Annotated in this window: 14 protein-coding genes and 1 tRNA gene; 7 read left to right on the top strand and 8 right to left on the bottom strand. The window is 60.2% G+C overall.

Features of this window, described 5'->3' with window-relative positions; translation table 11 throughout:
- Positions 1-8: 8 nt before the first annotated feature.
- The 7 genes from tolB to nadA all read left to right on the top strand — a co-directional run bounded on the left by tolB (position 9) and on the right by nadA (position 5661).
- Positions 9-1289 (top strand): Tol-Pal system beta propeller repeat protein TolB, encoded by a 1281-nt coding sequence (gene tolB / locus AC1DVH_RS02735; protein ID WP_477752565.1) that lies wholly within the window; start codon positions 9-11, stop codon positions 1287-1289.
- Between the two features lie 52 nt (positions 1290-1341).
- The gene (gene pal / locus AC1DVH_RS02730) at positions 1342-1839 is read left to right on the top strand and encodes a peptidoglycan-associated lipoprotein Pal (protein ID WP_003178634.1); all 498 of its coding nucleotides are present in this window, start codon (positions 1342-1344) and stop codon (positions 1837-1839) included.
- Between the two features lie 6 nt (positions 1840-1845).
- Positions 1846-2685, top strand: a complete 840-nt coding sequence (gene ybgF / locus AC1DVH_RS02725) for a tol-pal system protein YbgF (RefSeq protein ID WP_477752524.1) — start codon at positions 1846-1848, stop codon at positions 2683-2685.
- Between the two features lie 166 nt (positions 2686-2851).
- Entirely contained in the window at positions 2852-3499 is a 648-nt protein-coding gene (gene queE, locus AC1DVH_RS02720; RefSeq protein WP_150754451.1) for a 7-carboxy-7-deazaguanine synthase QueE, read from the top strand.
- Between the two features lies 1 nt (position 3500).
- Positions 3501-4193 carry a 7-cyano-7-deazaguanine synthase QueC gene (gene queC / locus AC1DVH_RS02715; protein ID WP_007982287.1) on the top strand — a complete coding sequence of 231 codons (693 nt, stop codon included), beginning with the start codon at positions 3501-3503 and terminating at the stop codon, positions 4191-4193.
- Between the two features lie 63 nt (positions 4194-4256).
- Positions 4257-4332, top strand: a tRNA-Lys gene (locus AC1DVH_RS02710).
- A 270-nt stretch (positions 4333-4602) separates the two neighbouring features.
- Positions 4603-5661 (top strand): quinolinate synthase NadA, encoded by a 1059-nt coding sequence (gene nadA, locus AC1DVH_RS02705; protein ID WP_007995624.1) that lies wholly within the window; start codon positions 4603-4605, stop codon positions 5659-5661.
- A 97-nt stretch (positions 5662-5758) separates the two neighbouring features.
- Here nadA and AC1DVH_RS02700 read toward each other — a convergent pair whose 3' ends face one another.
- The 8 genes from AC1DVH_RS02700 to AC1DVH_RS02665 all read right to left on the bottom strand — a co-directional run bounded on the left by AC1DVH_RS02700 (position 5759) and on the right by AC1DVH_RS02665 (position 15419).
- Positions 5759-6247, bottom strand: coding sequence for an RDD family protein (locus AC1DVH_RS02700; RefSeq protein ID WP_477752523.1), 489 nt, complete (start codon positions 6245-6247; stop codon positions 5759-5761).
- Positions 6248-6342: 95 nt separating this feature from the next.
- On the bottom strand, positions 6343-6555 hold the full coding sequence (locus tag AC1DVH_RS02695; RefSeq protein ID WP_007931076.1) for a cold-shock protein: 213 nt from the start codon (positions 6553-6555) through the stop codon (positions 6343-6345).
- 403 nt (positions 6556-6958) lie between these two features.
- Positions 6959-8083: a glycine cleavage system aminomethyltransferase GcvT gene (gene gcvT, locus AC1DVH_RS02690; protein ID WP_477752522.1), complete on the bottom strand. Its 1125-nt coding sequence runs from the start codon at positions 8081-8083 to the stop codon at positions 6959-6961.
- A gap of 36 nt (positions 8084-8119) precedes the next feature.
- Positions 8120-9496 carry an L-serine ammonia-lyase gene (locus AC1DVH_RS02685; protein ID WP_477752521.1) on the bottom strand — a complete coding sequence of 459 codons (1377 nt, stop codon included), beginning with the start codon at positions 9494-9496 and terminating at the stop codon, positions 8120-8122.
- A 130-nt stretch (positions 9497-9626) separates the two neighbouring features.
- Positions 9627-12479: an aminomethyl-transferring glycine dehydrogenase gene (gcvP, locus tag AC1DVH_RS02680; protein WP_477752520.1), complete on the bottom strand. Its 2853-nt coding sequence runs from the start codon at positions 12477-12479 to the stop codon at positions 9627-9629.
- An 11-nt stretch (positions 12480-12490) separates the two neighbouring features.
- Entirely contained in the window at positions 12491-12874 is a 384-nt protein-coding gene (gene gcvH, locus AC1DVH_RS02675; RefSeq protein ID WP_007982298.1) for a glycine cleavage system protein GcvH, read from the bottom strand.
- Between the two features lie 455 nt (positions 12875-13329).
- Positions 13330-14838 carry a sigma-54-dependent transcriptional regulator gene (locus AC1DVH_RS02670; protein WP_477752519.1) on the bottom strand — a complete coding sequence of 503 codons (1509 nt, stop codon included), beginning with the start codon at positions 14836-14838 and terminating at the stop codon, positions 13330-13332.
- Positions 14839-15056: 218 nt separating this feature from the next.
- On the bottom strand, positions 15057-15419 hold the full coding sequence (locus tag AC1DVH_RS02665; protein WP_477752518.1) for a DUF5064 family protein: 363 nt from the start codon (positions 15417-15419) through the stop codon (positions 15057-15059).
- Between the last annotated feature and the right edge of the window lie 3 nt (positions 15420-15422).

The raw sequence follows: 15422 nt of genomic DNA, 5'->3' as shown, positions 1-15422 counted from the left end.
TTCGAGGAATGCTGGTCGTTATCTGCTGCATGGCAGGGATGGCGATGGCAGATGAGAAAAACATTCTGGTTACCAGTGGCAGCGATCGGGCGACCCCGATCGCCGTAGTACCGTTCGGCTTCCAGGGCGGTAGCGTGCTGCCGGACGACATGGCGGAAATCATCGGTAACGACCTGCGCAACTCGGGTTACTACTCGCCGCTTCCAAAGCAGAACATGATCAGCCAGCCGAGCCAGGCCAGCGAAATCATCTTCCGTGACTTCAAGGCGCTGGGTGCCCAGTACGTCATGGTCGGCAGCATTGTGCCGGCGGGCGGTCGCCTGCAGGTGCAATACGCACTGTTCAACGTCGCCACGGAGCAGCAAGTGCTGACCGGCAGCGTGTCGGGCGGCGTCGATCAGTTACGCGACATGGCGCACTACATCTCTGACCAGTCGTTCGAAAAACTCACGGGTATCAAGGGTGCCTTCTCGACTCGCCTGCTGTACGTAACGGCCGAGCGTTTCTCCGAGAACAACACTCGCTACACCCTGCAACGTTCGGACTACGACGGTGCCCGCGCCGTAACCCTGCTGCAATCGCGCGAGCCGATCCTGTCGCCGCGTTTCGCACCGGATGGCAAGCGCATCGCCTATGTCTCCTTCGAGCAGAAGCGTCCACGCATCTTCATGCAGAACATCGACACCGGTCGCCGTGAGCAGATCACCAACTTCGAAGGCCTGAACGGCGCGCCAGCCTGGTCGCCGGACGGCAATCGCCTGGCGTTCGTGCTGTCCAAAGACGGCAACCCGGACATCTATGTGATGAACCTGGGTTCGCGTCAGATCAGCCGCGTTACCAACGGTCCTGGCATCAACACCGAACCGTTCTGGGGCAAGGATGGCTCGACCATCTACTTCACGTCCGACCGTGGCGGCAAGCCGCAGATCTACAAGACCAGTGCCGGTGGTGGCRGTGCCGAACGCGTGACTTTCGTCGGTAACTACAACGCCAACCCTAAACTGTCGGCTGATGAAAAGACGCTTGTCATGATTCACCGTCAGGATGGCTTCACCAATTTCAAGGTGGCGGCCCAGGATTTGCAGCGCGGTAGTGTAAAAATCCTCACTGATAGCACTCTGGACGAGTCGCCTACTGTCGCGCCCAACGGCACCATGGTAATCTACGCCACCCGCCAGCAGGGCCGGGGAGTCTTGATGCTCGTGTCCATCAATGGACGCGTAAGGCTCCCGCTTCCTACCGCACAAGGCGAAGTCAGAGAACCTTCCTGGTCCCCTTACCTGAACTGACGCGGCGCTATACGTTGTACTTAACACACTGGGGTTCATTAGGAGTTTCACGATGGAAATGCTGAAGTTTGGTAAATTTGCTGCGCTGGCACTGGCCATGGCTGTAGCTGTAGGTTGCTCGTCCAAAGGCGGCGACAATGCCGGTGAAGGCGCGGTAGATCCAAACGCTGGTTACGGCGCAAACACTGGTGCAGTTGACGGCTCCCTGAGCGAAGAAGCTGCACTGCGCGCTATCACCACTTTCTACTTCGAATACGACAGTTCGGACCTGAAGCCAGAAGCCATGCGCGCTCTGGACGTTCACGCCAAAGACCTGAAAGCAAACGGCGCTCGCGTTGTTCTGGAAGGCAACACCGACGAACGTGGTACTCGTGAGTACAACATGGCTCTGGGCGAGCGTCGTGCGAAAGCCGTTCAGCGCTACCTGGTACTGCAAGGCGTTTCCCCAGCTCAGCTGGAACTGGTTTCCTACGGCGAAGAGCGTCCAGTTGCTACCGGCAACGACGAGCAGTCCTGGGCTCAAAACCGTCGCGTCGAACTGCGTAAGTAATTCGTCATGCGAACGTGCCGTCGTGCTGTAACTGTTTTGGCTCTCAGCCTCGCACCGTTTGCGGTGTGGGCTGCGGTTCCTGTGGTCGAGGACAACTCCGGCTATAACAATAGCGGGAACAGTTATCCGCCTGCGGGTTACGGTACGAACGGCGCCTATGCCGGGGGAGGGGTTTCGGCCCCTGTCTCGGCACAGGGCGAGCTGTTCAACCAACTGCAATCAATGCAGCAACAGATCGAGCGCCAGCAAGGTGCGATTGAAGTTCTGCAAAATGATGTAGCGCGCATGAAGCAGGAAAACCTGGAGCGATACCAGGATCTTGATCGGCGCATAGGAACCGGCGTTGCACCAGCCGCGAATCCTCAGAATTCTTCCACCGGTGGTGATTTGAATGCCCCCGGTGCAGCCGCAGGTGCGGCAGCTGGCGCAGCCGCCGCTCAAGCACCTGCCGCAGGTGGCGAGCCGGCAGATCCGGCGAAGGAAAAGCTCTATTACGATGCTGCCTTCGACCTGATCAAGGCCAAGGATTTCGACAAGGCCAGCCAGGCTTTCGCCGCATTCCTGCGCAAATACCCGAACAGCCAGTATGCGGGCAATGCCCAGTACTGGTTGGGCGAAGTGAACCTGGCCAAGGGCGATCTGCAAGGTGCAGGTCAGGCATTTGCCAAGGTTTCGCAGCTGTATCCCAAGCACGCCAAAGTGCCGGACTCGCTGTACAAGCTCGCTGATGTAGAGCGTCGCCTGGGTCATACCGACCGGGTCAAGGGCATTTTGCAGCAGGTGGTTTCCCAATATCCGGGTACTTCCGCTGCTCAATTGGCCCAGCGCGATCTGCAAAAAATGTAAGCCTGCTTGACCCGCTTCAAAGAAACCCGCGCTTGTCGCGGGTTTTTTCGTTAGAATTCACACCCTTTTTCTGAAACACGCTTTTTGGGATCTGCGCATTGCCGGGGTTCCTTGAAGTGCCTGACGGAGGCGGACAGCCTGTTTAGCTGTTACGCCCGTGGCGACTATGCAAGACACATTGAGAATCACCGAAGTTTTCTACTCGTTGCAGGGTGAGACTCGGACTGCCGGGCTGCCCACTGTTTTTGTGCGCCTGACCGGTTGTCCGTTGCGTTGCCAATACTGCGACAGCGCCTACGCGTTCACCGGTGGGACCATCCGCACCCTCGACGATATCCTCGAGCAGGTCGCCGGTTTTCGTCCGCGATACGTCTGTGTCACGGGCGGCGAGCCGCTGGCGCAACCCAACGCCATTCCCTTGCTCAAGCGCCTGTGTGACGCCGGTTACGAAGTGTCACTGGAAACCAGTGGCTCTATCGATATCTCGGCAGTAGATTCCCGGGTCAGTCGCGTTGTCGATCTGAAAACCCCGGGTTCGAAGGAAGCACACCGCAATCGCTACGAAAACATTGAGCTGCTCACGCCCAACGATCAGGTGAAGTTTGTCATCTGCTCGCGGGAGGACTATGACTGGTCCGTTTCCAAGCTGATCCAGTACGGTCTTAACCTGCGTGCCGGCGAAGTCCTGTTCTCGCCAAGTCACCATGATCTCAATGCCCGGGACCTGGCGGACTGGGTGGTGGCGGACAATCTGCCAGTGCGTTTGCAATTGCAGCTGCATAAATATCTATGGAATGACGAGCCGGGGCGCTGAAATGACTGAACAACTGAACACTGCTGAAAAACGTGCGGTCATCCTGCTGTCCGGTGGCCTGGACTCGGCGACCGTCGTGGCCATGGCGCGCGCCGAAGGCTACAGCTGCTACACCATGAGCTTTGACTACGGTCAGCGCTCTCACGCCGAACTGCACGCCGCCGAGCGTGTGGCGCGGGACCTGGGTGTGGTCGAGCACAAGGTGATCGGTCTGAACCTGAACGGCATGGGCGGCTCGGCGCTGACCGACAGCAGCATCGATATTCCGGAAGAGTTGGGTGAGGGCATTCCGGTGACTTACGTGCCTGCGCGTAACACGGTGTTCCTGTCCCTGGCCCTGGGCTGGGCTGAAGTACTCGGCGCACGTGACATCTTCATCGGTGTCAATGCGGTGGATTACTCCGGTTACCCGGACTGCCGTCCCGAGTTCATCGAATCGTTCGAGCGCATGGCCAACCTGGCAACCAAGGCCGGCGTGGAAGGCAATGGCTTCCGCATCCAGGCACCGCTGCAAAACCTCAGCAAGGCGCAGATCGTCCAGGCCGGCGTTAAGCTTGGCGTGGATTATGGTCTGACCGTTTCCTGCTATCAGGCCGACGATAACGGTCGTGCCTGCGGCAAGTGCGACAGCTGCCGACTGCGTGCAGAAGGCTTTGCGGCGGCCGGAATCAGCGATCCAACCCCTTATTTTTGATTTATTTCAAAATAGGTGTTGAATAGTCCTTAAAAATCAGTATTATACGCGCCACCACACAGCGGGTCGTTAGCTCAGTTGGTAGAGCAGTTGGCTTTTAACCAATTGGTCGTAGGTTCGAATCCCACACGACCCACCATTTTTGGCGGTTTAGAAAATCCGGAAGGCCCACGCAAGTGAGGATTTCCGGGTTTTTTTTTGCCCGCGATTCAAGTCAGCCTCGCTGCGGGCTGCTGCGCATGACGCAGGTCAGAATCATCTTTTGCATCCGTCGGATATTCTGTAGCCTTGCGCAGCTTCAACGCTGTCCGTGCCTGATGAATACTCACTTTCCCGGCGGTACCCTGTAGGGTCCGGAGCCGGGTGTATACTCGACTTTCGCGCGAATGCGCCTGCAGGTCTTGCGAACATGACGCAAATTTCCGAACGCCTTCTGGTTCAAGCCCACCTCGACGCCAAGCAGCCCAAGCCGCTGACCGCCGATGAAGAGGCTTATTACCGTGCCGCCATCGCTGCCGAGCTCAAGGCTCAGGACGCGGTGCTGGTGGCCCACTTCTATTGTGACCCTGTCATTCAGGCGCTGGCCGAAGAGACGGGCGGCTGTGTCTCCGACTCGCTGGAGATGGCCCGTTTCGGCAACGCCCATCCGGCCAAGACCGTGGTCGTCGCCGGCGTGAAGTTCATGGGTGAGACCGCCAAGATCCTCAACCCCGAAAAACGCGTGCTGATGCCGACGCTCGAAGCGACCTGTTCGCTCGACCTGGGTTGCCCGGTGGACGAATTTTCCGCGTTCTGCGATCAACACCCGGAACGCACGGTGGTGGTGTACGCCAACACTTCGGCTGCGGTAAAGGCCCGAGCGGATTGGGTGGTGACCTCAAGCTGTGCGCTGGAAATCGTCGAAAGCCTGATGGACAACGGCGAGACCATCATCTGGGGCCCGGACAAGCACCTGGGGACCTACATCCAGCGCCAGACCGGTGCTGACATGCTGCTGTGGGACGGTGCCTGCATCGTTCACGAAGAGTTCAAGTCCAAGCAGCTTGAAGACATGAAGGCGCTGTACCCGGATGCTGCGATCCTGGTGCACCCGGAGTCGCCGACATCGGTGATTGAACTGGCCGATGCCGTGGGCTCCACCAGTCAGTTGATCGCGGCGGCACAGAGCCTGCCGAACAAGACGCTGATCGTGGCGACCGACCGCGGCATCTTCTACAAGATGCAGCAGCTGTGCCCGGACAAGGTCTTTATCGAAGCCCCGACGGCAGGTAACGGCGCGGCGTGCCGCAGTTGTGCGCATTGCCCGTGGATGGCCATGAACACCCTTGAGCGCACGCTCAAGGCGTTGAAGGAAGGGGCGAACGAAATCTTTGTCGACCCGGCGCTGATCCCTCAGGCGATCCGCCCGCTCAAGCGCATGCTCGATTTCACCCAGGCGGCGCGGATGAAGCTGGCCGGTAACGCTTAAAAGCCAGAAAGCAAAAGATCGCAGCCTTCGGCAGCTCCTACAGGTGTAAATGAAACCCTGTAGGAGCTGCCGAAGGCTGCGATCTTTTTTGTGGGCGTTACTTGGTCTTCTTCGGAATCCGCACCAGTTCGGTATTGGAATACATGTCATGCCAGCTGCGTTTCTGTTTGTCGAACAACGACCAGAAGAATCCCAGACCAACACACAGCACCGAAGCAAGCGACACGACAAAGCGCAGCAACGCCTGCCACAGGCTGATGGATGAGCCATCGGCGTTCTGCACGCGGATGCACCAGACCTGCATGCCCAGCGTCTGACCGGACCAGGTCCAGAATTTGGCGAAGAAGCCGAACAGTACGAACAACAGCACCGTCGAGAGCAGGGGATCGCCGTCCAGCGCACCCGCTTCGGTCAGGGTGCGCATCCTTTCTTCGCCGATGATCGCCATCTGGATCATCTTGTAGATGCCGCTGGTGACGATCAGCAGGGCGGTACACAGCAGGAAATCATAGAACATGGCTGCCAGGCGACGACCCAGGCCAGCGGCAGGAAAGTCGCCCTGGGGAGTAAGCAGGTGTTTCGACATGGCAGGCTCTCGGCGAAAAAAGAAGCCATTTTACGGATTTACGTGCACAAAAAAGCCCCTGATGTCAGCATCAGGGGCTTTTTCGTTACAGAAGATTAACCTTCCGCTTGTACTTCGTCAGCCTGCATGCCTTTCTGGCCCTGCACGGCGATGAAAGTCACTTTCTGGCCTTCTTTCAGGCTCTTGAAGCCGTTGCCCTGGATGGCGCGGAAATGCACGAACAGATCCGGACCGCTTTCAGGAGTGATAAAACCAAAACCTTTCTCGTCGTTAAACCACTTGACGGTACCGCTCTGACGTTGGGACATTTCTTATTTCCTTTGACGCAAAAAATTAATGACAGCCTCCTTCTTGTGAAAGAGTACTGGGGCTGGTTGCAGGAGAGTAAGAAGACGTCGAACGGGATGTAGCTAACTTGTAGGCTACTGCCCAGGTCACGATTCCAAGCGACCCATGCAAACACAGTGAACAAACTCTACGCCAACTACGGGAGAAAAAACAAGCCCTGTGAAGGCCCCGTATTTCCTCAGGTTGATGGCAAAGTAAGTCCACTAGCGGGGGCTTATTCCCTGGTCTTGTTCAGTTGTTTTCGATCGTTATAAGCAAAGTTCATAATCGAAGCTTATAGCCAAACGATGCACTGTTATATGGCGGTTGCGTTACACATTAGTGCACCGTTAACGCAACCGCGTTACTTATAGGAACATTCAATCAGCCGCGATAGTAGCGTTGTGGAACAAATGGCATTTTGCTTACAAGCAAAGGCACCTTTTTCCCACGAACGATCGCCCAAACCGGTGTGTCCAGTGCGATATAAGCGCTGTCGACATAACCCATGGCCAGCGGCCCGCCCAGGGTTGGCCCGAAACCGCCGCTGCAGACGCTACCGATGATGTCGCCGGCTTCGTTGACGATCTCGGCGCCTTCACGCACGGGTGTACGTTCCTGTGGTAACAAACCTACACGTTTGCGGTTCACGCCTGCCTGTTGCTGGGCGAATACGGTTTCGGCGCCAGGGAAGCCACCGGCCCGTGCGCCATCAGTGCGACGTGGCTTGGAGATCGCCCACAGCAGGCTTGCCTCGATTGGGGTGGTGTCGGTGTTCATGTCGTGGCCGTACAGGCACAAACCCGCTTCCAGGCGCAGGGAGTCGCGGGCGCCAAGGCCGATGGCGGCCACTTCAGCTTCAGCCAGCAGTGCGCGAGCCAGGGCTTCGGCGTTCGCGGCGGGTACGGAAATTTCGAAACCGTCTTCACCGGTGTAACCCGAACGGCTGACAAAGCAGTCCACGCCCAGCAGCTTCGCGCGGGCGAACTGCATGAAGGTCATCTTCGCAACTGTAGGTGCCAGGCGTGCCAGCACGGTCACTGCAGCCGGGCCTTGCAGGGCGAGCAGGGCGCGCTCTTCGAACAGCGGCTCGATCGTGCACTGGTCGCCAATGTGCTTGCGCAGGTGGGCCAGGTCCTGGTCCTTGCAGGCGGCGTTGACCACCAGGAACAGTTCGTCGTTGCCCAGGTTGGCGACCATCAGGTCGTCGAGAATGCCGCCGGTCGCATTGGTGAACATCGCGTAGCGCTGCATGCCCACCGGCAGGTCGATGATGTCCACCGGCACCAGGGTTTCCAAGGCCTTGGCGGCATTGGCGCCGGTCAGGCGGATCTGGCCCATGTGCGAGACATCGAACAGCCCGGCCTGGTCGCGGGTGTGCTGGTGTTCTTTCATCACGCCCAGCGGGTACTGGACGGGCATGTCGTAGCCGGCGAACGGCACCATGCGCGCGCCGAGTTCGATGTGCAGTGCGTGCAACGGGGTTTTCAACAGTTGTTCGGTGGACATATTCAGCTCCTGAAGAAGGGTGCAGATGAGCGCGCATCAGCACTCGATAATGTTGACCGCCAAACCGCCACGGGCGGTTTCCTTGTATTTGCTTTTCATGTCGGCGCCGGTCTGGCGCATGGTGCGAATGACCTTGTCGAGGGAAACGAAGTGTTGCCCGTCGCCGCGCAGGGCCATGCGCACGGCATTGATGGCCTTGACCGAGCCCATGGCGTTGCGCTCGATGCAAGGCACTTGCACCAGCCCGCCAATCGGGTCGCAGGTCAGTCCGAGGTTGTGTTCCATGCCGATTTCCGCGGCGTTCTCCACTTGTTGCACAGTGCCGCCAAGCACTTCGCACAAGGCACCGGCGGCCATCGAGCAGGCAACGCCGACTTCGCCCTGGCAGCCGACTTCGGCGCCGGAGATGGAGGCGTTTTCCTTGTACAGAATGCCGATGGCTGCGGCGGTCAGCAGGAATCGCACCACGCCGTCGTCATTGGAGCCCGGGATAAAGCGTATGTAGTAGTGCAACACCGCTGGAATGATCCCGGCCGCGCCGTTGGTGGGKGCGGTGACCACGCGCCCGCCATTGGCGTTTTCTTCATTGACCGCCAGGGCGTACAGGTTGACCCAGTCGAGCACGGACAGCGGGTCGCGCAACGACGATTCCGGGTTCTTGCACAACTGCCGATGCAGCGCGGCGGCCCGGCGCTTGACCTTCAGCCCGCCGGGCAGGATGCCTTCATTACGGCATCCGGCGGCGACACAGTCCTGCATCACTTGCCAGATGTTCAGCAGGCCGGCGCGGGTTTCCGCTTCCGGGCGCCAGGCGCTTTCGTTGGTCAGCATCACCTGGCTGATCGACAGCCCGTATTTGACGCAATGACCGAGAAGATCCTTGGCACTTTTGAACGGAAAGGTCAGGGGGGTGGCGTCTTCGACGATGCGATCGGCGCCGGCGGCGTCCTCATCGACCACAAAACCGCCGCCGACCGAGTAGTACTCGCGGCTGCGGACTTGCAGGCCCGCTGCGTCGAAGGCGCGGAAAATCATGCCGTTGGGGTGATACGCCAACGGTTTGCGAATCATCGCCAGGTGTTCTTTCTCGTTGAACGCAATGCTGTGTTCGCCGAGCAGGTTCAAGCGTCCGTTGCTGCGGATTTCTTGCAGGCGCGCGGCGACGGTTTCCGTATCCACGGTGTCCGGGTGTTCACCTTCCAGGCCCAGCAACACAGCCTTGTCACTGCCGTGGCCTTTGCCGGTGGCGCCGAGCGAGCCGTACAGCTCGACCTTGACGCAGGTGGTGGCCGTCAGCAGCCCTTCACGGCGCAGGCCTTCGACGAAACGCGCAGCGGCGCGCATCGGACCGACGGTGTGGGAGCTGGAGGGGCCGATGCCAATCTTGAACAGGTCGAACACGCTTAACGACATGGTGGTTCTCCGGTTTCTTGTTATAGGCGTATCACGGGAGATGCTGTGCGTAGGAGCAGCCTGCGGCAGCTCCTACAGGAGATTTGCGGTGTTCTTGAGTGGGGCGGATGATTGCGCCCCACTCATTGGTTTAAGCGTAGCTTTCGATCGACGGGCAGGCGCAGACCAGGTTGCGGTCGCCGAACACGTTGTCGACGCGACCGACCGGCGGCCAGTACTTGCCTTCGATCAACGACGCAACCGGGTACACCGCCTGCTCACGGCTGTACGGGTGAGACCACTCGCCGACCAGTTCCTTGGCGGTGTGCGGCGCGTTTTTCAGCGGGTTGTCGTCCTTGTCCAGGGTGCCGTTTTCCACTGCGCGGATTTCTTCGCGGATGCGGATCATGGCGTCGCAGAAGCGGTCCAGTTCTTCCTTGGATTCGCTTTCGGTCGGCTCGATCATCAGCGTGCCGGCTACCGGGAACGACATGGTCGGCGCGTGGAAACCGAAGTCGATCAGGCGCTTGGCGACGTCATCGACGCTGATGCCGCTACTGTCTTTCAGTGGGCGCAGGTCGAGGATGCACTCATGCGCCACCAGACCGTTGCTGCCGGTGTACAGAACCGGGTAGTGCTCTTCGAGGCGACGGGAGATGTAGTTGGCATTGAGGATCGCCAGCTGCGAAGCACGCTTGAGGCCCGCGCCACCCATCATACGAATGTACATCCAGGTGATCGGCAGAATGCTCGCGCTGCCGAACGGTGCCGCGCAAACGGCGCCTTCCTTGCGCTCCATCTGTGCGTGGCCCGGCAGGAATGGCGCCAGGTGCGATTTCACACCGATCGGGCCGACGCCCGGGCCGCCACCGCCGTGGGGGATGCAGAAGGTCTTGTGCAGGTTCAGGTGCGAAACGTCGCCGCCGAACTTGCCCGGGGCGCAGAGGCCGACCATGGCATTCATGTTGGCGCCGTCGATGTACACCTGGCCGCCGTTGTCATGAATGATGCCGCAGATTTCGAGGATGCCTTCTTCGAACACACCGTGGGTCGACGGGTAGGTGATCATGAGCGCAGCGAGGTGTTCGCGGTGCTCGATGGCCTTGGCGCGCAGGTCTTCGATGTCGACGTTGCCGCGGGCATCGCAGGCGGTGACGACCACGCGCATGCCGGCCATTTGTGCGGTGGCCGGGTTGGTACCGTGGGCCGACGACGGGATCAGGCAGATGTCGCGACGGTCTTCGCCACGACTCTGGTGGTAGGCACGGATCGCCAGCAGACCTGCGTATTCACCCTGGGAGCCGGCGTTCGGTTGCAGCGAAACCGAGTCATAACCGGTGGCGGCGCAGAGCATCGCTTCCAGCTCGTCGGTCAATTGCTGGTAGCCGGCGCTTTGCTCGGCCGGGGCGAACGGGTGCAGGGCACCGAACTCGGCCCAGGTCACCGGGATCATTTCGCTGGTGGCGTTGAGTTTCATGGTGCACGAACCCAGCGGGATCATGGTGCGGTCCAGCGCTAGGTCCTTGTCCGCCAGTTTGCGCAGGTAACGCATCAGCTCGGTTTCCGAGTGATAGCGGTTGAACACCGGGTGGCTGAGGATCGGCGACTGACGTACCAGCGTGGCCGGGATGGCGCTCTGCACCGAGGCGGCGAGGGCGGCGAAGTCCGGCAGGGCCTTGCCGTCGGACAGCAGGCTCCACAGGGTTTCAACGTCGGCCTGAGTGGTGGTTTCGTCCAGGGACAGGCCCAGGCGCTCACCATCGACCACGCGCAGGTTGATGCGCTGGGCGTGCGCCTTGTCGTGCAGGGCGGCGGTTTGCGCGCCGGTCTTCACGGTCAGGGTGTCGAAGAAGCTCGCTTGCTCGACGCTCAGGCCCAATGCGCTCAAGCCTTTGGCCAGGATCGCAGTCAGGTGATGCACGCGATTGGCGATTTGCGTCAGGCCTTTTGGACCGTGGTACACGGCGTACATGCTGGCGATGTTGGCCAGCAGCACTTGCGCGGTGCAGATGTTGCTGGTGGCTTTCTCGCGACGGATGTGTTGCTCGCGGGTCTGCATGGCCAGGCGCAGGGCCGGGTTGCCGAAACGGTCTACGGAAACACCGACCAGGCGGCCCGGCATGTCACGCTTGAACGCGTCCTTGGTGGAGAAGTACGCCGCGTGCGGGCCACCGAAGCCCAGCGGCACGCCGAAGCGCTGTGCGCTGCCGATGGCCACGTCGGCGCCGAATTCGCCCGGCGCGGTCAGCACGGTGAGGGCCAGCAGGTCGGCAGCCACGGCAACGAGGGCATTGGCGGCGTGGAAGCGTTCGGTCAGCTCGCGGTAATCGAACACGTCACCGTTGCTCGCCGGGTATTGCAGCAGTGCGCCGAAGAACGGCGTCACGTCAGTCAGTTCGCGCTCGTCGCCAACCACCACGTCGATGCCCAGGGGCTCGGCACGGGTGCGCAGTACGTCGAGGGTCTGCGGGTGGCAATGCACGGAGGCGAAGAAGGCGTGGCTGCCCTTGTTCTTGCTCAGGCGTTTGCAGAAGGTCATGGCTTCGGCAGCGGCGGTGGCTTCGTCCAGCAGCGAGGCATTGGCGATCGGCAGGCCGGTGAGGTCGCTGATCAGGGTCTGGAAGTTCAGCAGCGCTTCGAGACGGCCTTGGGAGATTTCTGGCTGGTACGGGGTGTAGGCGGTGTACCAGGCCGGGTTTTCGAGCAGGTTGCGCAGGATCGGCGACGGCGTGTGGGTGCCGTAGTAGCCCTGGCCGATGAAGGTCTTGAACAGCTGGTTTTTAGTCGCGATGGACTTGATCAAGGCCAGGGCATCGGCTTCGCTCAAACCGTCTTCCAGGCCGAGGACGCTGGTGCCCTTGATGCTGTCGGGAATCACGCTGGCGCTCAGGGCTTCCAGGGAGTCGAAGCCGAGGCTGTTGAGCATGGCTTGCTCGTCACCGGCGCGCGGGCCGATGTGACGGGCGATGAATTCGTTGGCGGTGGTCAAATTTATTTGAGTCATGTCGGTGCTCCTCAGGCTTCGGCTTGGGCTTTGATCAGGCGGTCGTAGGCGTCCTGATCCAGCAGTTGGCCGACAGCGGTGGCGTCGCTTGGTTTAAAGCGGAAGAACCAGCCTTCGCCCAGCGGATCTTCGTTGACCAGTTCAGGGCTGCTGTCGAGCGCCGGGTTCACTTCCAGCACTTCGCCGTCCAGCGGCATGTACACGCCGCTGGCAGCCTTTACCGATTCCACGGTGGCGGCTTCGGCGCCTTTGTCGTAGGACTGCAGCTCAGGCAGTTGAACGAAAACCACGTCGCCCAGGGCGTTCTGTGCGAAAGCGGTGATGCCGACTGTGACGCTGCCGTCAGCTTCGGTGCGCAGCCATTCGTGATCTTCAGTAAAACGCAACTCGCTCATGGAAACTCCTAAGGGGCCAGACTCGTCTGGTGGGCGCGATTGAATGCTTGGGCGATGCCCGGGTTATGGGGGAGTACATAGCAAGAACACGGCCAACGTTGTTTTTATTGTTATTTATCAATGATTTAGGTGGTTTTGACAAAGGCTGAAATTCAATCGTTGTAGCGAAATCGATACGGCATATGTCTAGGATGAAAGCCGAGGTGGATCAAAGCCTTGCACAGCCGTGACCGGAGAGGGGTGTAGCGATATCGTTCCGCTGTAGCGCTTTCAGTACAGATGGAGGTCGTTTTTGGCGCGGTTTCATGCTGGACACAAAACCTGTGGGAGCGAGCTTGCTCGCGATAGCGGTGGGTCAGTCACCATCAATGTTGAAGTTCTGACGCCATCGTCGGAACGCCGCCCGGAGCAAGCTCGCTCCCACAGGGATCTGCGGTGGATTGGACATTGAGGCCTCAGGCCTTGCCGGGAATGCCGTACTTGCGCAACCGATGGGCGATCGCCGTGTGGGAGGTTTGCAGGCGGGTCGCCAGTTGCCGGGTCGAGGGATAGCTGATGTAGAGTTTTTCCAGCAGGGTTTTCTCGAACTCGTCCATGGCCTGTTCCAGGCTGTCGACGTCATGGTCGCTCTGGCGCGCTACCGAGGTGCCGGCGATGTCGAGGTCGCCAATGTCCACCAGGCTGCTTTCGCAAATCGCCGCGGCGCGGAAGATCACGTTCTGCAATTGCCGCACGTTGCCCGGCCAGCGGTTGCCCAGCAGCGCCGGATAAGTGCCTGGCGCCAGGCGACAGATCGGGCGCTGGATCTGCGCGCAGGCCTGCTGCATGAAATAGCGGGCCAGCAGCAGGATGTCCTGGCCGCGCTCGCGCAGGGGTGGCACTTCAACGTTGAGGACGTTGAGGCGATAGAACAGGTCTTCGCGGAACAGGCCTTCGCTGACCATTTTTTCCAGGTCGCGGTGGGTCGCGCTGAGGATCCGTACGTTGACCTTGACCTCACGGTCACCGCCGACCCGGCGAAAACTGCCGTCGTTGAGGAAACGCAGCAATTTGGCCTGCAAGTACGGCGACATCTCGCCGATTTCATCGAGAAACACCGTGCCCTGGTTGGCCAGTTCCATCAGTCCTGGCTTACCGCCTCGCTGCGCGCCGGTGAAAGCGCCGGGGGCGTAGCCGAACAGTTCGCTTTCGGCGAGGTTCTCTGGCAATGCCGCGCAATTCAACGCCAGAAACGGTGAACTGTGCCGGGCGCTGATGGCGTGGCAGGCCCGGGCCACCAGTTCCTTGCCGGTGCCGGTTTCGCCCTGGATCAGCAGCGGTGCATCGAGGGCCGCCACCCGCTGGGCGCGCGCCTTGAGGGTGCGGATCACCGGGGACTCGCCGAGCAGTGCGTCGAAACCTTCGGCGTGGTCATGGTGCAGCGCGGAAAGGCGTTCGCCGATGCGGTTCGGTTGATACAGGGTCAGCAGGGCGCCGGCGTCGGTGATCGGTGTGGCGTCGAGCAATAAGGTCTGGCCGTTGACGGTGATTTCCCGCAGCGGCAGGCGAAAGCCGTGTTCGAGCAGGGCGTCGAGCAAGGCCGGGTCGGCAAACAGCTCGGCCACGCTTTCACCGTCCGGTTCGCGGCCGTACAGGGCGATCAGGGCCGGGTTGGCCAGCAGCACCTTGCCGTCGCTGTCCAGTGCCAGCACCGGGTCGGTCATGGCTGCGAGCAACGCGTCGAGCTGTAAGTGACGACGCTGGCCGGGCAGGATGTCGACCACCGTCACCGCTTGTACGCCACGCACGCTGAACAGGGCATCGCGCAGTTCCTCGAGCACTTGCGCGCTCAGGGTCGGGGCGTCGATATAAACATTGGGCGGGACCATTTCCACCGCATCCAGGTTCAGATTGCGCCCGCCGAGCAGGGCCAGGACTTCCTGGGTGATACCGACGCGGTCGATGAAGCTGACGTGGATACGCATGGGGCGGTCTTGGGTTCTGCAGTGCGGAGGGTGGCAAGTATGCCTTGGGGCGGGCTAATGGTGAAATGTGCCGCCGATATTCAGGACGACATTATCCCCTGTGGGAGCGAGCTTGCTCGCGATGGCAGTGTGTCAGTCAACATCAATGTTGGATGACAGGCCGCTATCGCGAGCAAGCTCGCTCCCACAGTGATCGGTGGTGTTCACAGAATCCGGGGTTATTCCAGGTGCTCGGGTTTGACCGGGTCGCCCGATTTCATGTTCAGCTGCACCCGCACATCTTCGAACATGGCGTCGTAATGTTTGTGCACCGAACCGATGTTGCTATGGGTTTTCGGGACACCGTACTTCTCGGCAATCTTGGTGACGTTGCTGGCGAAGTTGTAGGCCATGTCCTTGGGCAGGAAGAACGACTCGCTCATGTCTTTGTTCTGAATGCTGCCGTGCATTTTGAACAGCATCCCTTTGCCTTCCTTGGGATCCTGGCTGACTTCATAGTCGAGGTAGATGTTGTAGCTGACGTCGTCCTTGTTCAGCGCGTGTCGCTCGATGTGCAGGTGACCCGGCTCGAACGTTGCCATTGT

This window comes from Pseudomonas sp. P4_C3 (genome assembly GCF_056402075.1).
The sequence above is the reverse complement of the archived record's forward strand: the minus strand, read 5'-3'. Positions and strand labels throughout refer to the sequence as shown.